Annotated in this window: 27 protein-coding genes and 1 pseudogene; 5 read left to right on the top strand and 23 right to left on the bottom strand. The window is 64.7% G+C overall.

Going from position 1 to position 26,410, the window contains the following annotated elements; all coding sequences use genetic code 11:
• The first annotated feature begins 5 nt into the window (after window positions 1–5).
• Window positions 6–893: an aldo/keto reductase gene (locus BW733_RS16915; protein WP_179947123.1), complete on the top strand. Its 888-nt coding sequence runs from the start codon at window positions 6–8 to the stop codon at window positions 891–893.
• A gap of 78 nt (window positions 894–971) precedes the next feature.
• Window positions 972–1,595, top strand: coding sequence for an L-threonylcarbamoyladenylate synthase (locus BW733_RS16910; RefSeq protein ID WP_077352381.1), 624 nt, complete (start codon window positions 972–974; stop codon window positions 1,593–1,595).
• A 53-nt stretch (window positions 1,596–1,648) separates the two neighbouring features.
• Here the strand turns inward: BW733_RS16910 and BW733_RS18395 are convergent, their stop codons facing one another.
• From BW733_RS18395 to BW733_RS16880, 7 genes and pseudogenes are all read right to left on the bottom strand, one after another.
• Window positions 1,649–1,831 (bottom strand): hypothetical protein, encoded by a 183-nt coding sequence (locus tag BW733_RS18395; RefSeq protein WP_077352379.1) that lies wholly within the window; start codon window positions 1,829–1,831, stop codon window positions 1,649–1,651.
• Window positions 1,801–1,926: a hypothetical protein gene (locus tag BW733_RS19810; protein ID WP_257787451.1), complete on the bottom strand. Its 126-nt coding sequence runs from the start codon at window positions 1,924–1,926 to the stop codon at window positions 1,801–1,803. The genes BW733_RS18395 and BW733_RS19810 overlap by 31 nt, the downstream gene beginning before the upstream one ends.
• A 54-nt stretch (window positions 1,927–1,980) precedes the next feature.
• Window positions 1,981–2,300: pseudogene (locus BW733_RS16900) on the bottom strand (ISL3 family transposase); the annotation flags it as partial.
• 564 nt (window positions 2,301–2,864) lie between these two features.
• Complete coding sequence (locus BW733_RS16895; RefSeq protein WP_077352377.1) at window positions 2,865–3,599, bottom strand: DUF937 domain-containing protein; 735 nt, start codon at window positions 3,597–3,599, stop codon at window positions 2,865–2,867.
• Window positions 3,600–3,776: 177 nt separating this feature from the next.
• Window positions 3,777–4,520 carry a tyrosine-protein phosphatase gene (locus BW733_RS16890; RefSeq protein WP_077352375.1) on the bottom strand — a complete coding sequence of 248 codons (744 nt, stop codon included), beginning with the start codon at window positions 4,518–4,520 and terminating at the stop codon, window positions 3,777–3,779.
• A 125-nt stretch (window positions 4,521–4,645) separates the two neighbouring features.
• Window positions 4,646–5,086, bottom strand: coding sequence for a hypothetical protein (locus BW733_RS16885; protein WP_152024782.1), 441 nt, complete (start codon window positions 5,084–5,086; stop codon window positions 4,646–4,648).
• 68 nt (window positions 5,087–5,154) lie between these two features.
• A complete protein-coding gene (locus BW733_RS16880; RefSeq protein WP_077352371.1) occupies window positions 5,155–6,597 on the bottom strand; it encodes a DUF8370 family protein in 1,443 nt (480 codons plus the stop codon).
• Window positions 6,598–6,742: 145 nt separating this feature from the next.
• On the opposite strand from BW733_RS16880, the gene BW733_RS18530 reads away from it, so the two are divergent.
• The gene (locus tag BW733_RS18530) at window positions 6,743–6,907 is read left to right on the top strand and encodes a hypothetical protein (protein ID WP_169836084.1); all 165 of its coding nucleotides are present in this window, start codon (window positions 6,743–6,745) and stop codon (window positions 6,905–6,907) included.
• On the opposite strand, the gene BW733_RS16875 is transcribed toward BW733_RS18530, so the two are convergent.
• The 6 genes from BW733_RS16875 to BW733_RS19135 all read right to left on the bottom strand — a co-directional run bounded on the left by BW733_RS16875 (window position 6,904) and on the right by BW733_RS19135 (window position 9,636).
• Window positions 6,904–7,095 carry a hypothetical protein gene (locus BW733_RS16875; protein WP_152024781.1) on the bottom strand — a complete coding sequence of 64 codons (192 nt, stop codon included), beginning with the start codon at window positions 7,093–7,095 and terminating at the stop codon, window positions 6,904–6,906. The two genes, BW733_RS18530 and BW733_RS16875, sit on opposite strands and share 4 nt — an antisense overlap.
• Window positions 7,096–7,158: 63 nt before the next feature.
• The gene (locus BW733_RS16870) at window positions 7,159–7,650 is read right to left on the bottom strand and encodes a hypothetical protein (RefSeq protein ID WP_077352367.1); all 492 of its coding nucleotides are present in this window, start codon (window positions 7,648–7,650) and stop codon (window positions 7,159–7,161) included.
• Window positions 7,647–8,087 carry an HIT family protein gene (locus BW733_RS16865; RefSeq protein WP_077352365.1) on the bottom strand — a complete coding sequence of 147 codons (441 nt, stop codon included), beginning with the start codon at window positions 8,085–8,087 and terminating at the stop codon, window positions 7,647–7,649. The genes BW733_RS16870 and BW733_RS16865 overlap by 4 nt, the downstream gene beginning before the upstream one ends.
• Window positions 8,074–8,559: a TIR domain-containing protein gene (locus BW733_RS16860; RefSeq protein WP_077352363.1), complete on the bottom strand. Its 486-nt coding sequence runs from the start codon at window positions 8,557–8,559 to the stop codon at window positions 8,074–8,076. Before BW733_RS16860 ends, BW733_RS16865 begins: the two co-directional genes overlap by 14 nt.
• A gap of 139 nt (window positions 8,560–8,698) precedes the next feature.
• Window positions 8,699–8,959, bottom strand: coding sequence for a hypothetical protein (locus BW733_RS16855; RefSeq protein WP_077352361.1), 261 nt, complete (start codon window positions 8,957–8,959; stop codon window positions 8,699–8,701).
• Window positions 8,960–9,462: 503 nt separating this feature from the next.
• Window positions 9,463–9,636, bottom strand: coding sequence for a hypothetical protein (locus BW733_RS19135; protein WP_202970238.1), 174 nt, complete (start codon window positions 9,634–9,636; stop codon window positions 9,463–9,465).
• A gap of 198 nt (window positions 9,637–9,834) precedes the next feature.
• On the opposite strand from BW733_RS19135, the gene BW733_RS16850 reads away from it, so the two are divergent.
• Window positions 9,835–11,100: a hypothetical protein gene (locus tag BW733_RS16850; RefSeq protein ID WP_152024778.1), complete on the top strand. Its 1,266-nt coding sequence runs from the start codon at window positions 9,835–9,837 to the stop codon at window positions 11,098–11,100.
• 27 nt (window positions 11,101–11,127) lie between these two features.
• Here BW733_RS16850 and BW733_RS16845 read toward each other — a convergent pair whose 3' ends face one another.
• From BW733_RS16845 to BW733_RS16820, 6 genes are all read right to left on the bottom strand, one after another.
• Window positions 11,128–14,679, bottom strand: a complete 3,552-nt coding sequence (locus BW733_RS16845) for an NACHT domain-containing protein (RefSeq protein WP_161490274.1) — start codon at window positions 14,677–14,679, stop codon at window positions 11,128–11,130.
• Window positions 14,680–14,869: 190 nt separating this feature from the next.
• The gene (locus BW733_RS16840) at window positions 14,870–15,661 is read right to left on the bottom strand and encodes a hypothetical protein (RefSeq protein ID WP_077352355.1); all 792 of its coding nucleotides are present in this window, start codon (window positions 15,659–15,661) and stop codon (window positions 14,870–14,872) included.
• Window positions 15,580–17,370 (bottom strand): DEAD/DEAH box helicase, encoded by a 1,791-nt coding sequence (locus BW733_RS16835; protein WP_077352353.1) that lies wholly within the window; start codon window positions 17,368–17,370, stop codon window positions 15,580–15,582. Before BW733_RS16835 ends, BW733_RS16840 begins: the two co-directional genes overlap by 82 nt.
• A 1-nt stretch (window position 17,371) precedes the next feature.
• Window positions 17,372–19,153, bottom strand: a complete 1,782-nt coding sequence (locus BW733_RS16830; protein ID WP_077352351.1) for a site-specific DNA-methyltransferase — start codon at window positions 19,151–19,153, stop codon at window positions 17,372–17,374.
• Between the two features lie 103 nt (window positions 19,154–19,256).
• On the bottom strand, window positions 19,257–20,219 hold the full coding sequence (locus tag BW733_RS16825) for a cyclic nucleotide-binding domain-containing protein (RefSeq protein WP_077352349.1): 963 nt from the start codon (window positions 20,217–20,219) through the stop codon (window positions 19,257–19,259).
• Window positions 20,220–20,357: 138 nt separating this feature from the next.
• Entirely contained in the window at window positions 20,358–20,552 is a 195-nt protein-coding gene (locus BW733_RS16820; RefSeq protein ID WP_077352347.1) for a hypothetical protein, read from the bottom strand.
• A 316-nt stretch (window positions 20,553–20,868) separates the two neighbouring features.
• Between BW733_RS16820 and BW733_RS16815 the strand changes: the two genes are divergently transcribed.
• Window positions 20,869–21,621: a hypothetical protein gene (locus BW733_RS16815; protein WP_152024777.1), complete on the top strand. Its 753-nt coding sequence runs from the start codon at window positions 20,869–20,871 to the stop codon at window positions 21,619–21,621.
• On the opposite strand, the gene BW733_RS18070 is transcribed toward BW733_RS16815, so the two are convergent.
• From BW733_RS18070 to BW733_RS16795, 4 genes are read right to left on the bottom strand one after another with little or no spacing between them, the layout of a single operon-like run.
• Complete coding sequence (locus BW733_RS18070; protein WP_152024776.1) at window positions 21,565–22,437, bottom strand: hypothetical protein; 873 nt, start codon at window positions 22,435–22,437, stop codon at window positions 21,565–21,567. The genes BW733_RS16815 and BW733_RS18070 overlap by 57 nt on opposite strands.
• Window positions 22,438–23,490 (bottom strand): TniB family NTP-binding protein, encoded by a 1,053-nt coding sequence (locus BW733_RS16805; protein ID WP_077352341.1) that lies wholly within the window; start codon window positions 23,488–23,490, stop codon window positions 22,438–22,440. It lies immediately after the preceding gene.
• 8 nt (window positions 23,491–23,498) lie between these two features.
• Window positions 23,499–25,565, bottom strand: coding sequence for a TnsB C-terminal domain-containing protein (locus BW733_RS16800; protein WP_077352339.1), 2,067 nt, complete (start codon window positions 25,563–25,565; stop codon window positions 23,499–23,501).
• Window positions 25,562–26,332: a TnsA-like heteromeric transposase endonuclease subunit gene (locus BW733_RS16795; RefSeq protein ID WP_077352337.1), complete on the bottom strand. Its 771-nt coding sequence runs from the start codon at window positions 26,330–26,332 to the stop codon at window positions 25,562–25,564. Before BW733_RS16795 ends, BW733_RS16800 begins: the two co-directional genes overlap by 4 nt.
• Window positions 26,333–26,410 lie beyond the last annotated feature (78 nt).

Raw genomic sequence — 26,410 nt, 5'->3', positions numbered from 1 at the left:
GACGCATGACGATTCCACAACGACGCCTGGGCCAGTTCACGGTCTCCGCCATCGGTTACGGAGCGATGCCGATCTCGATGAGCAACGGGACTGTTCCCCCGCGTGACCAGGGCATCCAGACCGTCCACTCGGCGCTCGACGCAGGCATCACCCTGATCGACACCGCCGACATCTACGCGCCCTCCTGGGATTCGATGGGACACAACGAACTCTACGTCGCGGAGGCCCTGGGGTCCTGGACCGGTGACCGGAGCCGGATCGTCGTCGCGACGAAGGCGGGGATAACCCGTGCGGAGGGAGAGACCTGGGGCCGCGACGGCTCCCGCGACTACCTGCGTGGACGTGTCGAGGCCTCCCTGAAGAACCTCGGCGTGGACAAGCTCGACCTGCTGTACCTGCACCGCCCTGACCGGGCCATGCTCTACGTCGAGGTGATCGAGAACCTCGCCGCCCTCAAGCAGGAAGGACTCATCGCGGAGATCGGCGTGTCCAACGCGAACGTGGAGGAGATCCGGATCGCCATCGACGTCCTCGGCGAGTCCGGCCTCGCGGCGGTGCAGAACGAGTTCTCGCCCAAGTTCAACCACACGTCGATCGATGAGCTGCGGCTGTGCGCGAAGGTCGGGGCTGCCTTCCTTCCCTGGTCGCCGCTTGGTGGCACGGGCGGTGACGCGAAGAAGCTGGGCGAGCAGTACCCCGCCATCGCAGAGGTCGCGAAGGCCCACGACGTCAGCCCGCAGCAGGTCACCCTCGCCTGGGAGCTCGCGCTCGGCGAGCACGTGATCCCGATTCCGGGCGCCTCCCGTCCCCAGTCCATCCTCGACTCGGCCCAGGCGATGACGCTGCAACTCACGGCCGAGGAGATCGAGGCGCTTTCTGCCTCGCTGCTCTGAACCGCCGAGGACGGCGCCCGGTCACCGATCGGGCGCCGTTTGTCCTCCTTACCCGCTGATGGTGACTAGGCTTGGTGGATGGCTCAGTACTTTGATGTCCACCCGCAGAACCCGCAGCTGCGCTCCCTGAACCAGGTGGTGCGCATTCTGGAGGGCGGTGGCCTGATCGCCTATCCCACCGACTCCGGGTTCGCCCTCGGTTGCGCCCTCGGCAACGGTGAGGGACTCGAGCGGATCAGAAAGATCCGCCAGCTCAATGACAAACACCACTTCACGCTCGTCGTGGACGAGTTCGGCAAGCTCGGCCAGTTCGTCGAGATGGACAACTGGATCTTCCGCGCGGTGAAGGCGGCCACCCCTGGTCCGTACACGTTCATCCTCAAGGCGACCCGCGAGGTCCCGAAGGTGATGCAGCACCCGAAGAAGCGCACGGTGGGCGTTCGCATCCCGGATCACCGGACCACGCTCGCCCTCCTCGACGCCGTCGGTACCCCGCTGATGAGTTCGACGCTGATCCTTCCTGGCTTGTCGGAGGCGATGACCGACGGCTGGACCATCAAGGAGGAGCTCGACCACCAGGTCGACGCCGTGCTCGACTCCGGCGACGCGGGCACCGAGCTGACCACCGTCGTCGACCTGAGCGGAGACACGCCCGTGGTTGACAGGGTTGGGGCCGGCGATCCGGCCCCGTTCGAAAGCTGAAGCACAAGAGATCGTGGCCCCCGGCGAAATGCCGGGGGCCACGATCTGTGCAGTCAGTTCTTGAACAGCACCAGGATGTTGAACACCCACTTCTTCGATTCGGTGGAGGTGTGGCCGCCCTTGCCGTCGGCCTTGGCGGAGACGACTGAGGGCCAGGTGCAGCTCCGGCAGGCGCCACGGCCCGTGGCGGCGGTGTCGCACTCGGTCATCCACTGACGGCCGAGTGCGCCGTCCACCGGTTGGTGTAACCGAGCGGGTTGGACTTCCACTGCTCGCGCGACATGTACGGCAGGTAGTTGAAGGCCCATCCCTGCTTTGACGACGTAGTCATCGCCCTGCCTGATCACGATGCTGGCCCAGAGGTCAGTGCGGCAGCGGGTGGTCTGCGAGTAGTCCTCGCAGGTGGTGTTCCAGGTGCGGCGTCCTGGCGCCACACGTGCGAGCACTGCGCGCACCGGAAGCGGCGGATCGTGACCAGCAGGGTTGTGGGGCGCCACCCGAACGGCTCGTGCGCCAGTTCCCTGGTCACGGTGTCCCGCGGCACGCCCTGGCAGCCGCACCGATGCACCAGTCGTCCGGCTCCAGGACCCGGCACGCGAGCACGGCCCGGTCGGACTTGAGCAGCTGGCCGGTGACTTCCAGGTCGAGCTCGTCCAAGCCGGTGAAAGTGGTCAGGTCGGGGCGCGTGAAGGTAGCGTCAGGCACGTCGAGGTCTTCCGGATGAGGCGTGTAGGAACCTTCATCCTCGGAAGACCTCGACCCTCATCGAGCGAACGACGCGCGGACGACCTCTACACCCTCATCTGCGAAGAGCCGTTTGGTCTTCCACAATCATGGTCGATGATGGCGACCGCGACTACTAGTAACAGTCACCTTTGGTCGCTGGACCTCGACGCTCCGTGATGACATTCGTTGTCGAAGTGATCGTGGCCCGATCTGCGTTGTCTTTGCCGAGGGCGCGAACCTCGTCCCTGTGACGGCGAGTTCGCGGGCGCCGCGGTCCGCGGCACCAAGCCCCTGAGCCTCCGGGTGGGAGGCACGACAAGGGGGAGTCCGTTGCTGCGCAGCCACTGCTCCTGCTCGACGAGCTGGGTCTCACCGGGGGTTCGCGCCAAGGCAATCTCCTGCGTTGCGGGGGAGCCACAAGGCTACTGCGCCTCCTGTCCGGCCAAGCGGTGCAACCGACGACGGGCGCGCCACCAGGCCCGGGGCAAGACAATCGCGGTGCCCGGCAGGAGCCGAGCACCGCGATCAGGGTCACTCAAGCGGTCAGCGCTTTCCGCCGCCCAGCAGGCCGCCGAGGATCTGGCCGAGGATGCCTCCGCCGCCACCGAGCGCGCCGCCGAGTCCGCCGCCGAGTCCGCCGTCGTTCGACTGCGTGGTCGGCTGGGTCTGCTCGGCCTGGTCGGGGAACTTCATCTGGGGTGTGCCGGAGTCGGCCTGCGGTGCGGTCCCCTCCTTGAACTGGGGCTGGGTGGACTGCGTCTGGGTGGTCTGCGGCTCAGCGACTGCGCCACCGCCATCGAGGACCTCGCCGAGGATCTGGCCGAGGATGCCGCCACCGCTGGAGCTCGGGGTCCGGGTGGGCTGGCCCTGGCCCTGGTCGACCTTCATGAGCTTGCCTGCGAGCCAGGCCATGACGATCGGGGCGAGGATGGGCAGCAGCTTCTTGATCAGGTCACCGTCGGCACCACCGGCGGAGCCGAGCTGGCTGATGACGGCGTCCTCGTTGGAGCCGAAGATGTTGGCGGTGATCTTCTCGCCGTCGGCCTGGTCGATCTGCGAGACGTCAACGCCGTCGGCGATGAGGCCAGGGGAGTGCTGCCCCAGAGCGCCGAGCAGCGAGTTGGCTCCGGCGGGATCCTGGGCGTTGGCGTCCATGCCCATGAGCAGCGCCGGGACGGCCTGACGCACGGCACTCTCGACCTCGTCAGGGCTCGCGCCGACCTGCTGCGCGAGCTGGTCGATGGGCAGCTGGTTGAGGATGTCCTGAATCTCAGACATGGATGTGAACTCCTTCACGAAATCACTAGCGAGTCGACGCACGGGACAACGCTAGCGCCCGCCGACGCCCCAGAGAGGGAGATTGGGCAATTGACGTCCCACGTCGGCTGAGCCGACCACCCGGCGGCGCCACTACACCCTTGGAGGGGGAGTGAAGATGCTCCGCATAATCCCTGGTCAGGTGGCTGCGGGACGCACCCACTGGGTAAGGAGCGCCCGAAGCCTCATTCGCAGGTCAGGGCCAGCGCCGATCGCGTCGAAGGAGGCATCCGGTTCGGCCGCGATCTCCTCGACGATCGGGACCGTCCTCGCGAGCCAGTTCGTCACCTCATCCGGCCCCCATGCGGCCTGCCGGTCTGCGGTCGGGGAGTATGTCTGGGCGCCGGCCATGGCCCTGACCGACGCGGCGTAGTCGTCGGCGACATCCGACGGGTCGACGCCCGCATTGCTCAGAAGAAGCGTGCTGATCATTCCGGTGCGATCGCGTCCGGCGCTGCAGTGGATCAGGACTCCCGTCGGGGCAGCGGCGATCGCGCTCAACGCTCCGAGGACGAGGTCGGGCAGGATCCGCCAGTTGTGCCGCCAGTACTCCGGCGAGTCCAGGATCGGGAAGCACGTCTTGCGGAACTCCGCATTGTCCTGGTCCTCGGTCGGGGCGTTCACGATGGACACGGCACTGGGTGTGATGGTCCCGACGACAGGATCTCCCTCTCGGGGGCCGATCTCGTATGCGCAGCGCAGGTCGACGACCGTGGCGAGGCCCCAACGCCGGGCGTCCTGCCATCCGGCCTCGGTCAACAGTTCGCGACGAGGTCCGCGTGCGACCCGACCAAAGATCGTCGCGCCGGTCGTCGACGCCGGTGTCGGTAGCCCACCGAGGTCGCGGGCGTTCAGGTAACCGTCCCAGGCAAGGTCGCGCATGGTCGGGAGTTTAGCTAGCGTGTCTGATCCCATCAAAACTGGGCGTCGCATCTAGGGAAGTGGCCATATTTTGCAGCACGAACTAGCGCTCTGAGATCACGTGAAATCTGGCCAGTCCGTAACAGTCACGGATGCCAACTCTCACAGTCGATGTCCCCGTTGTTGCTGAGCAGGAGGACGTGGACCTCAGCACCCGCTAGCGGCGTCCGTGTTGCGGCGAAGAGAGCGCGATAGCGCGGTTCGTCGGGAAGGACGAGGAGTGACTCCCGACGGGGCTGGGCCTCGCGGAGCATCAGCGCAGCGAGCACGCCCTTGGCGTACCAGTTCCGGGCTTGCCCGCCGGGGCTGCTGCGCTTGGTCTCGCCCGCTCGCGCAGGGTCTTCGTAGGCGGTGGAGGGGTATCCCTTGACCTCGGCCCCAAGGGAGCGATCCTGTTTGTGCGCCAGAACGTCGATCCCAGGGGCCTTGGTTGCCGTGTTGGCAAGGGACTCGATCTGCCACCCGTGATGCAGAAGCACGTCCGCGAAAACCTCTTGGACGGCTCCTTCCCATGGCCATTGCTTCACTGCCACGACGCTACCGCCCAAGCGGCCCGTAAGCGCTAGACTGCGTGTCGTTCGGCAACGCCATGCTCTTAAGCCTTCGACGCAGACTTCTTGGGGCGTGCGTCCACGAACACCGGCACGATCCGCGTGTTGCCTTGCTCTGTGATGGCCTTGCAGGTGCTCGTGACCAGACCGATCCGCTCTTCCTCGAAGTCCCGGTCCCGGTAGCCGATGCAGAGGTAGATGCCAAAGGGTGCCTGCTCGCCCTTCAGGTAGATCGGTAGTTGGGTCTCGGCCCCATGGGCGAACTGAGTGCTGGAGATGTGCTTGACCTCGATCAGCCCTCGCATCTGCCAACCGCGTGCGAACTTGAAGTCGACGGGGCCACGCCCGCAGTCTGCCTCCCGGGAGATGTCGATGTCACGGGCACGGCAGTGCTCGATCCACGTGGAGCGGGCGATGACCTGGGCGATGTTCTCGGGCCGGTGCTTGGTGATGCCGTCGTCCCACAGCGCCCGCCAAAGGCCGTTGTCTTCGACGGCCCCCTTGAAGGTCTCCGCGAGCCCTCGGAGCCATGGCTCGAACTCCTCCTGGGTCTCGGGCGCGACGGGAGGCGTGCTCGCCTGGGCGATCTCCTTGCCCGCCTCTTCCCAGCGGACGAGTCCCTTGGGGTCACCATCCACGTCATAGGGCGCGATCTCGCTAGTGGATTCGTCCACGTAGTCCTCCAGCAGGTGGAGGGCGCGGTGGGCCAACTCGCGACCCCTTCGAGCCTTCTCGCGCCGGTCCAGCGAGTCGGCCAGGTCGTAGTTGAGGTCGAACCTGAGGGTCTCGTTCTCGTTCTTCTCGGCCCACGACCAGAAGCCATCAGGAGTGACGCGAGGAATCTCCTTCAGGAACCTCTGAGGCGTCAGCAGCACTCCGCCCCTGAAGACGGGGCTCACCGGAAGGTCAACCGTGGAGGACTGCCAGCGGCATCCCTGCCGGGTCCAGGAGGCGTTCGGGAGGCTCAGCGATTGCATGGGAATGCCGAGGGATTCGCAGACCTGCTGGGTGTAGGTGAGGAAGCGCTGCTTCAGGATGTTGCACACCATGTCGCTGATGCGGTCCACCCCGAGGCCGTTCACGATCACGGCCATCATCCCGAGGAGCCGGTCGTCCGAGCCTCGACCACGCTCCCTGAAGAACTCCAGTTCCTCGCACATCTCGCGAGCGAGGTCCGGGCCGATGCCCGCTCCCACTGGGTGGCCCATGGATAGTCCGAGAGCGAACTCCTTGGGCTCGGGGAACTGAAGGAAGCGCTCCGCCTTCTTCCAGTGCATCGACTCGCGCTGGCCGTCAGCCTTCTTCAGCAGGTCCAGGGCAGCGTCGAAGAAGTCGATGATCTCGTCGTGCCCGGCGCTCCAGAAGGGGTCGGGGTCATCGAAGAGGAGGAAGGGGTCCACGTAGAGCGGGCTGTCCATCTCGACGTTGAGATCGAACCAGTCGGCGTCTCCTGGCCGCTCGACCTCGTGTTGCTCTGTGAACCGCATGATCCATTGTCCCCGGAGGATGGTGGTCTGCTCGGGCTCGACGCGCCGACCTCACGGTTAGGCCAGCAGCCGTAGGGGACTGCCTCAATCCCGGAATCCTTGAAGCGGCTGGGATTGTCCTTCCTCCTGGCTACAGTCCAGGCGCATGAAGAGAGACACCAGTCAGCAGACCCTCATCACCGCTGTCTTCGAGGCGAGCAATGCCGCCCTCGACCGGCTCACCCACCTCGTGCCCGACATCGACCGAGATCGGTGTGAGTACGCGCTGGCGACTCTGCTTCTCGAAGAGGCTTGGGTCGTGGGTCGCTAGTTCCGGGGAGTCGCTCCGCCGTCCGCGAAACCGGGGTAAGTCTTGATGTCCCGCTCAGGCCCCGGGAGGCCCTTGCGACGGCGCTCGGCGTCGACGCGACGGTCCTCGCGCTCCTCGGCTTCAAACTGCTCTCCGAGGGCCTCCAGGTCGGCCTGGAGGGCGTCGTCGGGGGTGTGGTGCTGGGTCATGACGGTCCCTCTCGGATCGACCTTGGATGACTTGGTGCTGCCGAGGGTACGCACACAGATGTTCTACCGGACGATGCAGGCGATCACGACACCCAAGAGCGCGACGGGGACGTAGAACACGCCGACCGACCATGAGAGCCACACGTTCGGCCCGGGCAGCAGTCGGTTGATCCATCGCGGCGTGGCAGCGGGCCAATCCCCCTTCTCCTTCGTCGGTACCTCGGATGGCAGGTCGTCTGGCTGGAGCGAGAAGGTCGCGATGTTGTACCGCCCAGAGGCAACAGCCTTGTAGAGGCTCCGGAACCGCTTCTCCTGACGCAGGTAGTTGGCGTCGAGGTACGCGAAGAGCAGCGTGGCTCCAAGGCCAAGGAGAGCCACGGAGTCCGCCTTCTGAGTGAGGGCGTAGCCGTACGCGGCGGTCACTACTGGCAGGAGCCACGCCTTAGCGTTGGAGGACGCAGCGGACATGCGGGTGACCACGGATTGGATGAAGTCGAGGTGCTTGCGCCTGTCCTCCGGGTCGGGCGGTGGAGGGGTCGCATCTACGTCGCTCATGGGCGGCTGATCCTTCGACAGGCGTCCCGCAGTCGCCCCTGCATACGGTCCTTGTCGGTTTCGCTGTAGTCGGTCCCCTCCGGCCAGATGGGTCCCATCGCATCGCCATCCCAGCGGGGCACGAGGTGCACGTGGAGGTGGAAGACGGTCTGGGTGGCAGCCTCGCCGTTGGACTGGATGATGTTCAGCCCCTCCGGCTCGACTGCCTCTCTGACGGCCCCGGCAAGGCGAAGCGTCGCCCGGGCGAGGTATGTAGCGGTCTCCTCTGAGAGCGACCACACGTCTGGGACGTGCTCACGTGGCACTACCATCGTGTGGCCCAGGACGGCAGGCTCGGTCGGGAAAAAGGCTACGACGTGCTCGTCCCTGTAGACCTCGCGTGCGTCTGGATCGTCGCGTTGGACGATCTCGCAGAAGGGGCAGTCAGGAGCGGACATAGGCATTGGCCACCAGCGATGGCAGCGTGTTCTTGATGTCGGCGTAGACCGCTTGGCTGTCCCGTCCATTCGAGTTGTAGGGCTGGACGTAATCAGCGATGGTGCCCCCACCTTTCAGTGAGACCTGAGAGAACGGATCGGTCCCTGAGTAGTCGGTCTGTCCGTTCTGGTTCTTCAGGCCATGGATTCGAACACCGCACAGAGGGATGTAGTTGTCCCATGCGTATGCGATCTCTCGCCTGACCCATGGACGACTGGCGGTTCCTGATCCGACGAGCACCACCACGGCGTCCTTCCCCGCCATCTGTCGCTTGATCCATGCCCAGATCGCGTCCTCACCCTGACGCTTGACGCTCTCCCAGTCCTGCGAATCCAGAACCGGCTGTCCCTCGATGACGCCCATCGACTTGATGGTGTTCACCCGCCACCAGTCGTTGTCGTAGTGGAACGAGTAGAAGACTGACTTGGCCATGGTGGCTCCTTTCATGCGGTCCCCGGCCTCTCCGGGCTCACGAACATCTCTAGCAGGAGGCTCCGACAGTCCTGGAGCCCCAGGACCAGCCGGGGTGCAGCGGACGCTTCCCCTCGCCGCTGCACCCCGACCGTTCTTGCTACTTGACGCGCATCTGGATGCGAGTGCCCTCGCTGATGAGTGTCGCGTAGTCGGTCAACTCCGGATCGGAGATCGACCCGCCGACCCGAGACCACTCGCGCTTCAGCACGGGCTTGATCTCGGAGACGGGCCGACCCTTGTAGCGGCGGGAGAGGTAGTCGAACATCTTCTGGTAGTCAAAGGCGATGTCCTTCATGGCGGGCCGGATGGCCTTCTCCAGTTCCTTCTCCCAGCCGGGACTCATCTTGAAGTTGCCCATGGTCACACCCGCTGACTGATCGTCGTGCCGGGGTGGCGCTGGGCCGTGGACTCCTTGACGAACCGCCCGGTGATGGTGGAGCGGTGGACGGTCGTCTTGTTGGACGTGCCCCGACCGATCCGCTCGTTCGAGGTGGTCCGGGGACTCCGACGCGCGGTCGAAGCCTTCACAAAGCGCCCCGTACGGGCGCTCCTACTCGCGGTGCGTGCCATGAGGCTCGCCTCCGTTCTGGGCCGTGGCCCACTTGCGAGCACTGCGCGTGGAGCGACTAGAGTCGGAGTCCTAGTTCGCCAACTAGACACCAGGCCCTGAGCGCTCCACCCCGGAGGTTCGGGGCTTCGGTGCTCTTGGGGAGAAGTCTAGTTGGTGCTAATGACAAGCGTGTAGTTCAGTCTGTGGACAACGGTAGACACGCCGGACGAGCGCGGGGCGTCCGTGAGCGTGGGCATCGCGATGATGGCGTCAGTGCGGCAGTGCGTGACGCGGGTCCGGTGGGGCCGACGCTATTGGGCTTCTGGCTCGTCCCAGATGGGAGCGATCAGGTCGTCCAGCGACATGCCCCAAGTCCGAGCCAAAATCGCCCAGGTCTGCACCTCGCCGTGGTAGCGGCCCGCGCTCAGGTTGAGCAGAGTCTGTCTCGCCAGTCCGCTGGCTGCGGCCAGTTCATCGAAGGTCATGCCTGACTCGGCCCGCGCAGCCTTGAAGGCATCTGCCAGACGGCTGAGGTCTGGCTGAGGCGGGAGGACATGCACCGACCCATCCCAGCGGCCCACGAGGCCGATGTCAGCACAAGGACTTGTACTATAGGAGTGTCCATGGCAGAGTGTCCAGGGGCGAATCCCGAAGGGGGACCGTCATCCTGAAGGAGGAGCCCCATGCCCCGAAAAGCCTTGGCAACACTGGCCATCCTGGCCTTGGCCGTGAGCGCTTGCAGTTCGGACCCCGATGCCAACCCAGCCCCCGCCACCAGTCCCTCGGCGCGGGCCACGGGCTCAGGCCAGACCGCATCGGGGCAGGCAAGCACTCAGCCCGTAGGGCACACCCTTCCGGTGGCGTCGGTCTTCGGAGAGCCGGCCTGGAGCATGCAGATTCCCCCGTCATGGGAGCAGATGACGCCCGTCGTCACTGCCCAGCGAGTGATCGCCCTGGACGAAGCCACCGTGCGTGCCTACGACTCGCAGGGCGTGGAGGTGTGGGCCACCGATTGGAAGCCGCTGGCCGAGGAGGAACGCGCCACTGGGCAGCCTCCGGTGCTGCGCCAGGTCTCGCCAGAGGTCATTGCCGTCATCGACACCGGCAAGGTCGAAGGGGAGGGCCTGTCCACCTCGACCTACTCCGCGATGGTGACCCTCATCAACATCGGGGATGGGGCACTGATCAAGGAAGTGACGGTTGATGGAAGCGCCTCCGACACCCCGAAACTGGGCGCCATTGGCCTCGGGTTCGCCCTCCCAGATCGCACCGCAGTCGTGGTGCTCCCAGGCGGTGAGGTTGTGGAGGCACCTCCGGCTTCCTCCGATGCGCGCTTGGTCGGGGCCGTCTCCGTGGGCGAGCACCCCATCGGACTGTGGGAGACCGGCTCCGTGAGCGCGTTGTCATCGTTCGGTGGTACCGGCTGGAGTTCCAGCGACTCTGCACCGAGCGCTGCCACCGTCAACTCCCTAGTCTACGGCAGCGACATGGACCTGTTGCTCTTGGGTCGATGGAATGAGCCAACGACCGGACAGGGCAAGGCAGGGGAGGTCGTCTTCCAGGTGCTCGACGCCGCTTCTGGCAACGTCCTCGCCAAGCCGGAGTGCGGGCCTGCGGTTGAGAGCCAGTTCGTTGTCAGTCCGGATCGCGAGTGGAAGGTCGCCGGACCGCTGCGGATTGGACCGGGGAACAAGGTCGACTGCGTGGGCGGTGGGGATGGCGAGAAGAGCGTGACCTTCAGTGCCGTCACGGATCAGGGGCGTGCCTTCGGGGCCGCAGCCGAGGGAGGAGTGGACCCATTGCTGGTCGACGCCACGCCCGGCCAAGAACCGCAGACCCACGAACTTCCGGAGGGTGCTGCGTCGCCCATCGGCGTCATGGAGGGCGACCTGGCCATCCACTGGGAGAGCAAGACAGGCATCATCACGGCCAACCCAATCGAACGTTGAGGTCCAGAAGGGGCGAGTGGCGCGGCCTCAAACGTTAGGCAGCCACCCTTCTGACACTCCAACTTGGGTGAGCGGCGTCTCCACATGCCCACGTGAGTGCCATCGCTCGGCGGCCTCAACCAAGGCTGATGGATAGGCGAGCGGCTCGGCAAGGATCGTCTCCATATGCTGCGCTGGGAAGCCCGTTGGCTTTTTGTCGGGAAGCACGACCACAGCATCTCGCCCGCAATCTCGAACTGCTTGGAGGCTCTCGTAGGTCTGGTCGTGGACCAGACGCGCCGTCAATGCTCGATGAGCGGGCCAAGACGCGGCACCGAACTGCGTGAGTTGGACCAATGCGGCGATGTCGAGCGTCTCGATGCGGTCCTCTGTCCCTAACTCGACCACGAACAAGGCCAAGGCAGCACGAAGGCGGGTGTTTGCGGTCTGGAGGAGCAGCCCTGAGGGCAGGGCTGCTGCTGTTCGAAGACTGCCTGGCCTCGTGTGGGGGCTCAACCCGCTGGCGCTGATGCGGCTCAGTCCTTGAAGGAGATTCCAATGCTCATCAGCAGTGAAGGAGTCGATGAACGTTTCCAGTACGGGAAGGAGGGCGGTGATCGTCTCGGCTCCGGCGCTGACAAGGAGTCCAGCCACCCATGCCAACTTTGAGTGAGCATCATCCATCGCGGTGCTCTGATCCCGCCACCAACTCTCGTCCTGTCCCTTCCGTAGGGTTTGGACGAATACTCCGTAGTCCATGCCAGGCCCCAGTGCGGGCTTCGCCGGGTCGAACGAGCCACCAGTTCTGACGAACCCGTTCACGACCCCAATAAGGGCGATCTCAGTGGCCAGCCAGCAGGGGCCGTGGATGGCGGCGATCTCACGAGCAGTGTCCTGCCAAGGTGCTGTCGAACCTTGCTGACCCCGCCTGAACAGCGATGAGTGCTTCACTCGCTCGTACCGAGAGTCCGCACTGATGAGGCGCTTGAAGACCTGTTGGCGAGCGCGCTGGTCCGACTGGATGTTCTCCAGGTGAGCGGTGGCAACGACGAAACTGGGCTCTCCGTCCGGCTTCGCAAGGTCTATGAACCTGTGCGGACGCACAGCACGCAGGAGACACCCGCCTGGAGTGACGCTGGTGGTAGAGATGTCGGACGCCTCACCCGAGATGACGGCTTCCAGAAGTTTCGCCTCTTGGATCGTGCCGGAAGCAGGAATCGCACCTATGGCGAGCGCTGCCCTGCGGGATGGGGCGGAGGTGAGATGCAAGGCATCTGCTCGCTGATCTGAGACGCGGAGGCGTCGGTGCACGGCACCTAGGCTGAGGAGAACCTCTTCCTCGCTGCCATCGGCGGTCAAGAGGGCAGATTCGAACCAAGCGTTCAAGTCGTCGTGGTGAGGACCGATCTCGCCAAGCAAGCGGGCAGCAGCAAGAGTGCGATCACGCGAGACTCCGCGGTTCTTCTCGATCACGTCACAGAGAGCGGTGGAGAACTCAGACGCACCGAGCCCCTCGGGCAACATCGCGAACTGGTCGGGATGATCGGCGGGACTCACGAGGCAGAGACTGAGATCATCAGTCAGCAGCCCGACTGCCTTTCGTTGCGTCCTGCTCACCGGAGCGAAGATGCCGTCTCGCAGTAGAGCCCAAAGCGCCACCCGAACCTGAAGCGGGTGCCGCCCTTCCTCCAGCGCATCCTCCAGGCCCATCACGAGACCGCCGATCTCGTTCGGGTCAGCGAAGCCTGCGAAGAACAACGTCGTGTTGAGCCAGTAGGACCGCTGGACCAGGTGGGCGAGAAGGTCCCCCTTCAAGACGGGCTCAGACAGCATCCCTGCGTACTTGGCCAAGTAGCGGGCAGCGAAATACTCCCTCACTGGCTGGACCGCAAACTCGTACGTTTCGCCCTCTTTACTGGTGAGCGCCCAGAACCTGTCCGCCGAGGCTTTGAACAACTTGTCGAGCAGTTGTTCCGGTCCTTCGACCTCCTGGAGGTACGCGAACAGTTCAGTGCGGATTCGCTTCAGCGGCAGTTTCCCCAAGGACGCATCGGTCTCGACCCCGGACTGCATTCGCCAGCCAAGCCAAGAGGTCGTCTCATGCACGCGATCAACGTCGTCCTTGTCGATCTGGTCGCGCTCGATCTCGCGATCCATGAGCGCATCCATGTACGCGCTGTAGATGGCGGTCCTGGCGGTAGGGACTGCCTCGCCCCGCTTGTTGATGAGGTAGAGCAGGATCGTGAGGTGCATGGGATTGGCACTCAGTTGAGCGATGTGCTCCTCAGCGGTGCGACCCAGGAACACCTTCGTGAGTTTTCGCCGTCGAGCGGGAGGAAGCCCATTCACCGCAGCCCACTTGCGGAGGTACTCCTTCTGCATGGTTGGGCTCATCGGACGTAGACGTACGTACTCGAAGACGTCTTGACTGGGCTCTGGCTGGGACGACGAGTTGGGCCGTGTGGTCACCACAACCTGCGTCCGCCTTCGGTGCACTGCCCCGAGTCGCCTGATCAGACGGTCCACCTCGCTGACCACGTGGGACCGAAGTCCCTGATCGCCCACCTCGTCCAGACCATCAAGGAGCAACAAGGTGGGGTAACGGTCGAGAAGGTCTTGAATCTGTTCAACAGTGACCGTGCGCCCACCGCTGTAGAAGTGGCAGTAGTGCGCAAGGAAGTGCTCCAGTCCTCGCTCCGCGCCACGTCGCCGCTTCGGTCTGCGCTCGCCAAGCGGGTCATCATCGAAGGGGTCGACACCTTCAAGCCACGATGCGTAGTGGCGCAAGTCGATCCGAAATGGCAACTTGGGCTCGCCCGGGTTGTAACCCCCTGAGGAAATCTCTGAAACGTCGTCTGCGGGGAGTATCTCCGCCCGATGAACCTGACACAGGTATTGGCCGAGGGTGGACTTCCCCTGACCCGGTTCGCCACGGACCACGGTGTAGGGCATGGAGGTTGTAAGGAGGTAGGCAAGTGCGCCGGATGTTCTGTCCTGGTACGCCGACAATCCCAAGAGGTCCGGCGCGGCCCGAGGTCCAGCCACAACTTCGGCTTGCACGTCGACAAACACGTCGGCCAGGGGTGTCTGGTCCAAGTCGGCCTGGCTGAACTTCACCTTTGCGTCTTCGGCACCCTGGTTCTTCATCACCTTCAATAGGGTCGTGCGCATCTCAGCAGCGCGACCTTCAACTCCCGACCCATGGATCAGGAAGCGGATGAGATCGTGTCCAGCGAGCATCTCTTGGTAGGACCACTTGATGGCATCTGGTGCGGCGTCAACCATGCCGTCAATGTCCGCCTGCCACAGGGGCTGCATGTTGATGCCGAACCGCTCAGAGAGGGTGGCGAACTCACTATCGAGCCGGTCCATCGTCCCCTTGTCAGGAGTCGATGTTCCAGCCACGCAGGTCATCAAGACGTAGCGAGTCGCACCCTTGGTGACGAGACGCTCGATGTTCTCTGCTTCGCCCTCCACCGCCTTCTTGAGCCAAGCGACCGGGTTCTGTATCCGGTCTTTGGTCCACTTGACTTGGTAGATCAGGCCGCCTGTAGCGCCGTCTGCTCCTCGGCCCGTAGCGTCTCTTCCCCCGTCGCTCATCCCGACCGGGTACAGCCTGATGGTTGGGTCTTCGTGACGGAGGAGCGCGCCGCACAACTGCTGGAAGCGCTTCTCGGTCAGACGCTCGTAGAGGTACTTCCACGAGTGTCCCGGTTGAGTCGACAGGGGCTGGGGGTCGCCCTTGCGGCGACTCGTTCGTGCTGGAGCGCTCCTCTGCCCGCCCATTGCGCTACTCCGGCTTCGTGCTCGTCAGCAGGGCGTTCCAGGAGCCTCCCGCCTGCTTGATGTCGGACTCGGTGGCGAACATGTACCGCCACGTGCCGAAGTCATCTTCGTCCCGCACAGCCCGTGCCCAGTCCTCGGCAGCCTTCTTCTTGCGCAGAACCGAGTCGTCCTTGGCGTGATCGTCGGCCTTGCCCTCGATCAGCCAGCAGGTCCCCTCCTTGTCGAGTGCGATGAAGTCGGGGAAGTAGTAGCCGTCCGTTGTACGGATGAACGCCTGACCGTTGGTGTAGATGCGCACCCACCACTGGATGTTCGGGTCACGGTCCATGAGCAGGGCCAACTGCCACTCCGTGGTCCCGGCGTCGAAGGTGGCCATCGGCATGACGTTCTTCTTCCAGCCGACGTACTGGAGGCCCTTCTTGAACTTGGTCACGTTGTGGGCCATGGGGGCGTCCGGCTCCACCGTGACGGGCTCCAGTGGCAGCGTGATCCCGACGAACTCGAACGACTCCTGCCGGGGCCGGTTGGTGATCTTGTCCCGGATCATCGACCGCATGCCCTCCACGGCCTGCTGGCGGCGCTTGGTGCCCCACTCAGCGGTCTCGTCGTCACTGGTGACGCCTGCGCCCTTCAGGAACGCCTTTACCAGGCGCTTCGCGGCGTTCTTGGACGCCTTCTCCGCCGGAACTTCCGGCTGCTGCATGATCGCGGCAGTCAGTTCCTCGTGCACCACGTCCAGGCCGGCCAAGGTCTGTTGGGCCTCCGCCGTTCCCTGCGGGGTGCTGATGATCTGCACCTGATCGCCCTTCCGCTTGGCCTCCAGCGCGTCACGGAAGATGAAAGTGGGCACCTCCTTGATGAAGGCCACCCCTGCCTTCTCGGCGTCACCGTCCGGGATGTCGGACAGTGAGAAGGGCGAGTGCACCAGTCGAGACTCGCGTCGGGGAAGATGATCTGCGGAGCGCCTTCGACGCGGTACTGCGGTTCGGGGACCTTGGTCTCCACCCGCTGCTCGGCCTCCTCGAAGATCAGACCAGGATTCGGCTGGTAGTCCTCGTCCTGAGCGGACTCGTCCTCCTCCATGTCGAAGAGGGCCCACTGGCCCGGGGCGGGAGTCAGGCTGCTGCTGCCTCCGGCACCACCGACCTGCCCGGGCTCGGGTGAACTCGTACCGGGGTCCACGGGGAGGGGCTGGTTCGGGTCGACCTCGGCGCTGGTGGCGAAGCCCTGGTCGTCCACCTCCACTGCCGTCGAGGGGAGTTGGATGCGCTGTCGGAGCACGTCCTTCTGGGAGAGCAACTGCTGGTAGGAGTCGTGTGCCACAAGGTCGACCTGGTCGACATCCGCGATGCCGGTGCGTTGCCCGAAGGGCAGCCGCAGGCCACGGCCAAGAATCTGCTCCGTCAGGGTCTGGGAGGCCAGCCTCCGTAAGGCCACGATGACCGCGATGTTCTTCACGTCCCAGCCCTCGCGGAGCATGTTCACGCTGACGATGGCGCGGATCGGAGAGTCAGGGTCCTCGACCTTCGACAGCGCCTCCAGGGCCTCGTCGGAGGACTGCGAGGTGATCTCCAGCACCTGCGAGCCGTCACCGATCATCCCGGGCTGGGCGAGCAACTGACCGACCTCGGCGGCGTGCTCGATGGTCTGGCACACCACGAACAGCACGGGCTTGACCGCAGGAGCGTCGGGGTTGGTCTGGCGATAGACCTCGTAGGACCTCTCCTTGTGCCCGAGCAACTGGCAGGCGTCCTGCAACTGCGTCCGCTCGTCCTTCGTCCCGTCCTTGCGGTAGACGATGACCGGGACCTTCACATGCCCGTCAGCGATGGCCTCACCTAGCGTGTACTGGAAGACCACCTTGGCGTAGTCAGCCTTGTCCGGGGTGGCTGTGAGCCCGACCAGGGCGACCGGGCCCAGGTCGCGGATGGCTGCCGAGAACGCCTTGGCCTTCTCCCGGTAGACGTGGTGCTCGTCCGCGATCACGAACAGGTCGTCAGCGTTCTCCAAGTGCGAGTAGAGGGCGTCCCCGAGGTTTTCGTCCTCGGAGCGCACCTTCCGGCTCACCTTGTCGGTGGGGCGGATCAACTGCTGCACGTTGAAGACGAACACCTTCAGCCGCTGCGGGTTGCGCAGCACGGAGCCGACGTTGGCTGCCTGGAAGTTGTCCGGGGTGACGATGAAGGGCGCGATGTCTGCCCCCGCGACGTACTTGTGCGAGGCGGCATCGAAGTTCGCCAACGTCTTGCGTTGGATCGTGGAGCCCGGCGTAACCACCAAGACGTGCCGAACGCCCTGCTGCGCCAGATACTCGATCAGCGACGACATCAAGAACGTCTTCCCGACGCCCGTGGCCAGGTCCGCGACCATCTCCTGAAGCCCCGAGCCGCCGTTTGCGATCTTCTGCACCACAGCCGACAGTGCGTTCTTGTTCGGATCGCGTAGGTCGAACCGAGCAGCGATTTCCTCGATCAGCGCCTCGTCGTAGGTGATCTCCAACGCCATCTCAGTTCACCGTCCCTTTCGGGAACATGTCCTCGGGAGCCTTCTTCACCCGGGACCCCGGCGACAACTCCTGGAGGAGTTGGGCCGCTTCGGGTAGCACTCCCTTGGCGACGATCACGGCCTTCTCCTTCTCGCCCAAGTGCTCCACCACCGTTCGCACGACGTTCTGGTCGGCCACCCCGTCGATCACCGCGAGTCGCTGACGCTTCCGCACACCGCAGAACACGGGATCGTCGGGCGTGATGGTGAACTTCAACTGACCTGCGATGGCCTTGGACCATGCCCCGTTGGTCGCCTCTGAAGACAGGAAGACCTGACCGTCCTCGTCGTCCACCTCGTACATCGAAGGACCCATCTTCGAGACGGTGAATCCGCCGCCACCTTCCCAGTTGACTGTGGTGACGTTCCTTGTTCGAAGACTCTTCAGGAGTGTCTTGATGGTGGCGTCATCAAGGCCAGGGACGTCGGCTGCCACCTTTCTGAGCCGACTGGCAAACTCGCTCGCTTCGTCCGGTGTCAGGGCAGCAGGCAGGGAGTGCTCTACGGGCTGCCGCTCAGTCACCGCCGTCACTCCTCCCGGATCGTCACCCTCCACCACCCGCCGCAGCCGAGGGAGTAGGAACCGATTCACGGTGCCCGCCTGCAACTCCACAGTCAGCCAGCGTCGCCCCATCTTGTGCGCCACGGCGGCTGTAGTACCCGACCCACCGAAAAAATCGAGGACCAACTCTCCGGGGTCGGATGCGATATTAATGATCCTACTGAGCAGGGCTTCTGGTTTCGGTGTATCGAAGACTTGCTTCGCTGGCAGTCCGAACAGCGCCTTCAGTTCATTCTTTGCCTTGCGATTACTGCCAGTCTCCTCTACTTGATCCCACAAGTCTGAAGGGGGGAGAGTTCCTTGCTCACGCAGATAAGTGCGATAAACGATACGGGTTCCATCGACATTGAATCGAATAGACCCATCCGCCATCATCTTGTTCATCGTCGATTGCTGCCAACGCCACCCGTGGGGCGGGTGGGTGATGACGTTGCCTTGGGGTGAGACCACGTTGTACATCAGGTTGTCGCGCGGGTTGGGGGAACCAAGCGGGTTTCCGTCGAACCAGGGCCCTCTGGGGTCTCCATCAGGATTCCGGTAGTGCCTCGACTGCCTCGCGTTACGCTGAAGTCCGTTCGCCACCCAGCCAGAGTTGAGGCTATAGACAAGGATCGTGTTGTGGTCGTTCGAGAAGCGCGCATCGTCGTAGTTCCCAGTATCCGCTGAGCGCCATGCAACGGACGCCACAAAGCACTCGGGTCCGAACTCCTCATCCATCAGGACTCGCATGCGGTGAACCTCGGCATCATCTAGGTGAACCCACACCGAGGCATCTTCCGCCAAGAGCGGTTTGATGTCCTTTATCCGGTCTCGCATCATCGTCAGCCAGATTGAGTGCTCCAACTGGTCCGCGTAGTGCTCGAACGTCTGCTCAGTGTTGAAGGGTGGGTCGATGTAGACCAACTTGACCTGGCCCAGGTACTTGTTGGCGTACTCCGGGATCGTCCCCAAGGAACGGAGAGCGTCGCCCGAGTCTCCGACGATGAGTAGGTTCTCGTTCGCCCCGGTCGGGCCGTCCACCTCACCGACCTGCTCCACGACCTCGATGGACTTGACCTCCAAGGCACGGGGGTCGCTTGGGTCCACCCAGGCGTAGTCGTACTTGCCGTCCTCGACCGGGATGAGGGCAGAGTCCTTGCCCATCCATGTGAGTTCGAGCCGTCCCTTGGGGCTGCGCTTCATGTACCTGCCTTGCTGCGTGTCGTAGCCCCTCAGGGCGTCTCTCTGATCGTAGGTGGCCAGGCCGACAGAACCGGCCAGGCGGGGCCGAAGCAGGGGCGGGCGCTCACCCTTCGTTCGAGAACTGCTGGATGGCAGCCATCGAGCGCAGACGGCGCTGATCAGCCTTGGAGGGCTGATCAAGTGTCTTGCGGGCGAGGTAGCGCGCGTAGCGGTTCCGGCCCTCCTCCAGCAGTTCAGCGGCGCTGTGCTGGCCCATGGGCAGCACCCCCTTCCTCGCGGCCTTCTCGACCCACTCCCCGATCTGCTTGGTGCTCTTGTAGCCTTCGGCGTCCCACATACCAAGGCCAATGAGCACCATCGGGGCGCTGTACCCAGCGGTGATGGCCTCGCGAATGGGAGCGAGGAGCGGCACGGAGTTGATCACAGGTGCCCCGCGTTCGGATTGGGCGGCGCAGTAGGCGTCCAGGACCGAACGGGCGTCGTCGGAGTTCGGGGCAGGGGGTGAGGCTGGCGCTGAACGAATGACCTGTGCCCCCACCCCGTTTTTCTCTCCCGTCAAGTTCCTTCCCGTTACGTTCTCCCCCCGATAGGTGGACTCGTCAGGGGGGACGGTGGGGTCTGGCGCGTCGGGACCGTCCCCCCTCGCTGGGGAGGACGGTGGCCCCTGGTCAGGGGGGACGGGTACGGACTGACTGGGGGGTACCCCCTTCTGAGGGGGTACCCCTGTCGATCCCTTCTCACCCTGATTCTTCGACCACTCCAAGAGCACTTCTCTCACGTCGAGCACCGTGAACTGACTCGGGAGGTTCTTGCCCAGCCCCTCGGAGGCGTAGCCGGGCTGGTACTCGATCAGCCCGGCTGACACCAGTGTCTTGATGGCGCGGCTGACGGTCTTCGTCGTGACGTTGGACTCAGCCGCCAGATGGGCATGGAAGTGCGTAGCACGGGTGCTCTGAAACCCCAACGTGGAGTCCAGGAGCACACTCCAGACGATGAACGCCGGTCCGTCTACACGCTGGCGTGCTCGCTTGTTCAGGAGCCGCTGAGCACGCAGCGCCTCAATCATGGTGAGTTCCCGTGGACGCGGGCTTCCGGGCGTGTCCCTTGCCTGGTCAGAACCAGGTGATACTGTCATCCGTGAGCCTTTCAGCCTCATGAAGCGCCCCCGACGCCGCCAAGCAATCAGGGGGCGCTTCGCTCTGTGTTACCGGGCCTTCGCCTCTTCCCTGCGCTTCTCCTTCTCCCAGCGCAGAACACCGTCTTCGATCAAGGTCTCCATCTGCGAAGAGATCGAGCGGCGCTGGGCACCGGCCATCTTGGCCAAGCGCTCGTAGATGTCGGTCTCCATGGCCACGGTGCGCTTCACCTTGTCCACGAATGCGGAGCGGGTTCTTGCCATCACTGCCTCCTCGAACAGTCAGTCGTGATGAGCAGCAGTCTGCATCGCTCATTAGAGTGTTTCCGCTGGTCGCGGGGCATTTCCCTCGAAGTCAAGACCCTGCTATTCAGCAGTTGGCATGGCTGAAAGCGTGGTGAGGAGCGAAGAAGGTGCGTCTTGGGATTCGTTTACGGCTCCGGCGTGTCGCAGAGTCGTAGGACCGGCCCAGGGGAGTGGTCGCCAGCCCTAGACTGCGGAGCAGAGAGACCGACACCAGACCGGAAGGCCGGCCACCCAACTCATGCCCTCGCCCAAAGCAGTCCCGTGGCGCATCTATTTGCTCATCGACCCCACTAGCGGGCCGACCAACCATGCGCTCGGGACGATCTTCTACGTGGGCCTCCGAAGCGAACTCCCCGAGCCGGTCGACCTTCGGGAGGCGACCCAGCCGCAGGCGCTACCGGAGGAGGAGGTAGCGGCGAGAGAACGACTGGAGAGCCTGAATGCCGAAGGCGTCCGCGTCATCACGGAAGTAATCCCCGAGCAGTGGCGGGAGACCTCCAATCCACCCGGACTCCCACGGGTCGTGGGGACACTTTGCGCCACGCTCCATCCGGCCCCGCTCAACGTCCGGCACTCAGGCATCCGCTGGCCGGGGAGCCTTGCCCAGGCGGTTGAGAATGCCCGCGAGGTGCCCGTTCCAGAGGGCGGGGTCATCATCCGCCGACACCAGGGGAGTGTGCCCGTGGCGACGCTCCCGCTGCTTGACCCCGACGATCTGTTCGAGCAGCAGGTCGAGTTCGTGGAGGGGCGGAACTCGCCCCGGGAGGTGTCCAACCGACTCGCGGACGGTGGACCGTTGCCGCTCTTCCTCGTGGCCGAGGGCCGGACGGAGCGAGGCGTTCTGCCCTCGAACTTCGTCCTGGGTGCGTGGATGATCGAGCGCATCGAGCCCGTGGACGAGGAGCGCCTGCGCTGGCGCGTCGTGAGGGCCGATGATGGCGAGACTGAGGGTGCTCTCCGCCGCCGCTACCTACATCATCTGGTCGATGCTGGAGACCCTGCCGTCCTGCGCCTGCGCAAGGCGTGAGTAGCGCAATACGTTCCAACGGTCGCTGGGCTCATGTCCGAGCCAGCGCGCGTCCCTAAGCACGTCCTGGAGGTCGAGCACCATGTCCCAGATGCGCGCCAGCGCGCGCCACGACTCGGCGTCCGGGGAATCAGGCAGGATCGCGCTGACCTCGCGCTCGACCATCGCCCGCTTCCACCGCGACGGAGCCTCGCTCAGCACGCTGTCGAGGAAGGACGTGCGCGTCAGCAGTCGCGTGATCTTCACGGTTTCGGGGTAGACCAGCAGGCCAGGGGAGGGGTGTCGGACGCGCTCAGCCCGCTCCTCCAGTGTGGCCTTCGAGAGACCAACCGTTGCGCATTCTTCTGCGAGAAGCAGGAGCGGGGAGTCCACGACGATCCCGCGCCCTCTCAGCGTACCTCGCCAATGACGCTCGGCTACGAGGGCAGCCCCAAACCCAGCGAGGTCAACCTGCTGGTCGCCCCGCGTCCATCGCTTGTGCTTCAGGCAGACCCAGCCGACCCACGGGAGGCGTCCAGTGCCTTCTTCCGGGCGTGGCACGCAACGAGAACACAGGGGGCGTTCGATGACCCAGTTCCCATGGACGGCTTGGGGTTCGGTGAAGGCTCGCTCATGCAGCCCACCAAGCGCGCGCCACGCAGCGAGGCGCTCGGGGTGCCGCTTTCCTTTCGACCGTGGGAACTGGTCGGTCTCTCGGAGGGCCTGCTCGATCTCGTCGGTTCGCAGTCCGTTGTTGCGAGCGTGGCGACCGGCGTAGGAGTTCACCACCTCGCCGCCGAGAAGCCGGGTGGGAATCGGTAGGGGCTCGATCCTCACCTACGCGGACGCCTCCTTGCGGGGCCGTTCGGCCTTCGCACGCTCCTTGCGTTCCCGGGCAAGATCAGCGCGGTAGTCCGGGAGGATCGGCTCCAGAGCGGCACGGTCCAAGTGTTCGCGACCGTCGATGATTGCGGCTATCTGAGCCTTGCGCAGAAGTGTGCGCAGCGACCCGATCACCCCTCCGGTCACGGCATGGAGCCAGGCGGCCTCATCCATGAGCGCGCCGACCTCGTGCTCAGCCAGCGGGAACTCACGCTCGAAGAGCGCGATGACCTTCTCCCACTCCTTCCGATGCGCCGCCGATCCGATGGAATAGGGCTGCATCTGGATCATCGTCGTCCGACCCTGCATCTGGGCACCCATCGCTCCGCCGAGGAAGTCGCTCTGTGGGAGATCGACCCCGACGTACAGGAAAGTTGCCGGGACGCGCTCGGAGAAGGACTTCAAGGCTGACGCAGCCTCCATGCCCGCCTGTGCCCGGGTCTTCAGGTGCTGCACCTCATCGAGGATGACCATGGTCGTTCCGAGTTCACGGAGGGTGTCGACAACTTGGTCCATCACCTGGTCGGTCGTGGAACGAGCCCGCAGGGGGAGGCCCAAGGTGGAGGCGAAGCGCATCATCAGGCCCTTGGGGGAAGTCTGGGGAGGTGCGCTCACGTAGAGGACTGGGGCGAATGCTTGGTCGTCCTCACGGGAGTGCTTGGCGCGCTCGTGGTCCTCATGGGTGCGTCCGAGATACATCGCGGCGGTGGACTTGCCGAGTGTCTGACTACCTGAGACGGCCAGCGCTTGGCGGGCAGTGAACTGAGCGCCCCGGTTCAGACCTGTGACGATCTTGGACTCCCGGATCAGGCGCTCCAAGTCCGGAGTCGGAAGGACGATGGGGGCGTTGACGAACTCGATGCGGGCGTCGTCGTATCGCTCTCGCAGCAACGGCGTCAGGGAGTCCCGCTCCTTGACGCTGAGCGGGTCAGGTCGCTCGGCGCGATAGGCGACGAAGGTGCGCCACGTGCTGAGGGAATCAGGGGTCCAGGCGGTCTGGGTCGTCATGGGGTTCCTCACAGCAGTCGGTCGGGTAGATCGGGTAGTGCGCGTGCTCTCTTCTCAGGCATGCGCGAAGGCTTCGGTGTCGGTACCTCAACCGGCTCGGTCTCTTCAGGGACAGCAAGGTCCGGCACCGTGGGGGTTGATCTGCGTCGAGCCGCTGAGCGCTCCTTCCCGGTCACATCCAGACCACTCTGGATACGGATGATCTCCTCCAGGACCTTGTGCTGCGGCGTGGTCTCGTCCCTGCGCGCCACAGCCTTGCGTGCGGCCTCCAGGACTGCGCTGGAGAACGGCGCGAGGGCCTTGTCGTCCAAGAGCCAGTGCGCTTCGATCCAGCGCCCCGCCCGATGGTCCCGGAGGAAGATCATATTCATCCGTGCAGGGTCGTAACGGACCTCCCAGCCGTCCTTGGCCCGTCCCCCCAGACCCGACTTCTGGCCGCGCAGCGGGTGCAGTTCGGGGGCGTCGTAGATGAGCCCGGAGTGGTTGATGCCGTAGGGCTGGATGGAGCGGAAGTCGATGGGCAGGAGGCTGATGTAGTCGTCCCGGGTGAGGGCGACCGCAGGCGTCGGGGCGATGCCTGAGAGCGCCGCGTACGCCTCGTTCGGAGACAGCGCCTTCTTCGGCATGGCGGGGACCGTCAGCCCCTTCCGAGGGGTGGTCTGCCAGTGCTGCACCAGCCAGGAGTCGAGGATGCTCTGCAACTGGGAGAGAGTCCAGTACGCCTCGGCGCTCGGGTCCTCACCACGGCGGTTCACGCTGCGGCCCACGTACCCACGCAGGTACTGGATCAAGCCATCGTGCACCGCGCCGAACTGCCTCTCCACGTGCGGCTTGGCCGTGGGGGTGCCCGGGGGTGCGGGGATAACGCTGATCTGGAGCCGCTCGCACGCCAGTTGGAAGACCGAGCCCGTGTAGACCTTGCCCCGGTCGATGGTGATGGTCTCGGGGTAGATGAGGGGCCGGGCAGCGATGGCGGCTCGCAGCGTCTCGTCCGGCTCGATCATGTCGGCGGGCAGCACTGAACGCGAGAGGGCAAGTTCCTCGTTCCAACCCGGCTGCATGGGCAAGGGCGTCAGCGAACGGGCCAAGACGAGCGCGGCCACGTCGATGCCCTTGGTGGATTCAGGGAAGAGAATCGCGGCGGTGGGGGTTGCTGTCGCCACGTCGATCATCGTCGTGAGTTCGGGTCGGCCCGTGGTCCCGTCCGGGAAGACCACCATCAGGTCCAACTTGGTCGAGTCGATCTCCACCAGTTCTCCCGGGCGCAGTGGTGTCCTTCGACCGTAGGTGCGGTCGGGGCGGTTGGCCTGCGTGCGGCGGAGAGTGGCGTCCCCGAACGAGTGGCGGGTCCCTACTTGGGCATCCACGAGCCGGTACATAGTGGTCCGCGACGGCAACTCGATGGGTTCCTGGTCGCGGGCGAGGCCGTTCGCTTCTGCCTCCTTCTGGGCCGCGTTGAACGCCTCGGCCCGTGTCAGGACCCGGGTGATCACCCGGGTCTTCCTCCCTGTGCTGATGTCCTGCTGCGCCGAAAGTTCCTCCCGGATCATCTCCACCAGTCGCGGGTCTTGGTCACGTCCCGGAGCGGCCCTTCTGACCTTGCGGCCATCAACGAGCGCCACGACCCCACGCTTGCGATAGGCGCTCACGTGGCGTCGCAGCGCCCGGGCCGACAACGGACGATCCGTGGAGGACAACTCCTCGGCCTTGGCAGTGATCTTCTCCAGCAACGGGGCTTCGGGGGCATACTGCGCCCTGGGCGTGATCTCCTCGCCGTTCAACAGAGCCAGGGGAGGGGTGCCGTTGACGATCTCGTGGACGTGGCCGTACAGCCAGAGCGTGTCCTCGCGCGTCTGGCCGTCCAGCGTCTCCAGCACGGCCACGTCGTCCAAGACCGGGAGCCGGTCCGGGCTGTCCGGTTCATAGGAGTCATCGGCAAGGAGGTCAGCCACGCCGACATGACGGACCCGGTTGGTCGTGAGGGACTTCAGCGCCAGCCGGGCACCGTCCTGAGCGATGACTTGGTAGGAGTCGCCGTCGTAGGCGATGTAGTCGAACAGGCGGACTGACTTCATGCGGCCACCGCCGTCGCCACAGCCACGAAGGAGGAAAGATCGAGCGGTGCGTCCAGATCGACCGCCAAGACGCCGTGCCAGAGCAGGTGAAGGACGTTGCCGTGGACAACAGGCCGAGGCCGTCCGGTAGCGCGCACAGCGCGACGGACACCTGCCTCCAGCGAGGTCCCGGGGGTGAACGCATCTATGAGCGCGGCCACGTTCTCGGCACCAGGGGAGTAGCGGTCCTGACGGAACCCGCACAGGAAGGTGATGTTGCTCAGGCGAGGCTCGGGCAGTCCGGTGAAGACCTCGTACTTCCAACCCACCTGCTCACACACCTCCCGCGTCATGGCGAACTGCTGAGCATTGGCCTCAACCTTGTCCGGGCGCTTCACGTCAACCACGAGGCCGTCGCCGTTGTCGATGCGGCAGAAGTAGTCGGGGACATGGCCGCGATGCCCCTTGGTGCCCTTGGGCCACTTCAGGACGAACGGCTGCCAGCAGAAGGCGAGGATCGACGGATCGAAGTCAGCGGCCATGAGGTACTCGCGCTCTAGAAAGGATTCGTGGTGAACGAACCCTCTGGTGGTCGCGGCCCAATAGTCGCCCTCGTAGACGTTTTTGCCCTTCCACGACGGCACCGAGCGTGCGGGCGGCGCATCCTCGAACGGGATCGTCGCCAAGTCAGCGCTGATCGGTCGCTCAACGGATGCGTCGGCGTCTCGGTACGAGATGACGGTGTGGTCAGCGGCGTTGAAGTACGTCGGCTGCGTCCGTCCTGCCATGCAGTCTCCTCAGTGGCCAGGAAACACGGGAATCGTGGACACAACTATAGTAGCCCATCTTTGGTGGGAGAGTGGCCT

The sequence above is a fragment of the Tessaracoccus flavescens genome, assembly GCF_001998865.1.
GTDB lineage: Bacteria > Actinomycetota > Actinomycetes > Propionibacteriales > Propionibacteriaceae > Arachnia > Arachnia flavescens.
Note: the sequence above shows the minus strand (reverse complement) of the source record. Positions and strands in the feature narration are given on the sequence as shown.

Bases quoted from the DNA above. Each gene is read 5' to 3' on its own strand.
- BW733_RS16915 (WP_179947123.1), top strand. From the start codon at position 6: ATGACGATTCCACAACGACGCCTGGGCCAGTTCACGGTCTCCGCCATC.
- BW733_RS16910 (WP_077352381.1), top strand. From the start codon at position 972: ATGGCTCAGTACTTTGATGTCCACCCGCAGAACCCGCAGCTGCGCTCC.
- BW733_RS19810 (WP_257787451.1), bottom strand. From the start codon at position 1,926: ATGACTACGTCGTCAAAGCAGGGATGGGCCTTCAACTACCTGCCGTAC.
- BW733_RS16895 (WP_077352377.1), bottom strand. From the start codon at position 3,599: ATGTCTGAGATTCAGGACATCCTCAACCAGCTGCCCATCGACCAGCTC.
- BW733_RS16890 (WP_077352375.1), bottom strand. From the start codon at position 4,520: ATGCGCGACCTTGCCTGGGACGGTTACCTGAACGCCCGCGACCTCGGT.
- BW733_RS16880 (WP_077352371.1), bottom strand. From the start codon at position 6,597: ATGCGGTTCACAGAGCAACACGAGGTCGAGCGGCCAGGAGACGCCGAC.
- BW733_RS18530 (WP_169836084.1), top strand. From the start codon at position 6,743: ATGAAGAGAGACACCAGTCAGCAGACCCTCATCACCGCTGTCTTCGAG.
- BW733_RS16875 (WP_152024781.1), bottom strand. From the start codon at position 7,095: ATGACCCAGCACCACACCCCCGACGACGCCCTCCAGGCCGACCTGGAG.
- BW733_RS16870 (WP_077352367.1), bottom strand. From the start codon at position 7,650: ATGAGCGACGTAGATGCGACCCCTCCACCGCCCGACCCGGAGGACAGG.
- BW733_RS16865 (WP_077352365.1), bottom strand. From the start codon at position 8,087: ATGTCCGCTCCTGACTGCCCCTTCTGCGAGATCGTCCAACGCGACGAT.
- BW733_RS16860 (WP_077352363.1), bottom strand. From the start codon at position 8,559: ATGGCCAAGTCAGTCTTCTACTCGTTCCACTACGACAACGACTGGTGG.
- BW733_RS16855 (WP_077352361.1), bottom strand. From the start codon at position 8,959: ATGGGCAACTTCAAGATGAGTCCCGGCTGGGAGAAGGAACTGGAGAAG.
- BW733_RS19135 (WP_202970238.1), bottom strand. From the start codon at position 9,636: ATGACCTTCGATGAACTGGCCGCAGCCAGCGGACTGGCGAGACAGACT.
- BW733_RS16850 (WP_152024778.1), top strand. From the start codon at position 9,835: ATGCCCCGAAAAGCCTTGGCAACACTGGCCATCCTGGCCTTGGCCGTG.
- BW733_RS16845 (WP_161490274.1), bottom strand. From the start codon at position 14,679: ATGAGCGACGGGGGAAGAGACGCTACGGGCCGAGGAGCAGACGGCGCT.
- BW733_RS16835 (WP_077352353.1), bottom strand. From the start codon at position 17,370: ATGGCGTTGGAGATCACCTACGACGAGGCGCTGATCGAGGAAATCGCT.
- BW733_RS16830 (WP_077352351.1), bottom strand. From the start codon at position 19,153: ATGAAGCGCAGCCCCAAGGGACGGCTCGAACTCACATGGATGGGCAAG.
- BW733_RS16825 (WP_077352349.1), bottom strand. From the start codon at position 20,219: ATGATTGAGGCGCTGCGTGCTCAGCGGCTCCTGAACAAGCGAGCACGC.
- BW733_RS16820 (WP_077352347.1), bottom strand. From the start codon at position 20,552: ATGGCAAGAACCCGCTCCGCATTCGTGGACAAGGTGAAGCGCACCGTG.
- BW733_RS16805 (WP_077352341.1), bottom strand. From the start codon at position 23,490: ATGACGACCCAGACCGCCTGGACCCCTGATTCCCTCAGCACGTGGCGC.
- BW733_RS16800 (WP_077352339.1), bottom strand. From the start codon at position 25,565: ATGAAGTCAGTCCGCCTGTTCGACTACATCGCCTACGACGGCGACTCC.
- BW733_RS16795 (WP_077352337.1), bottom strand. From the start codon at position 26,332: ATGGCAGGACGGACGCAGCCGACGTACTTCAACGCCGCTGACCACACC.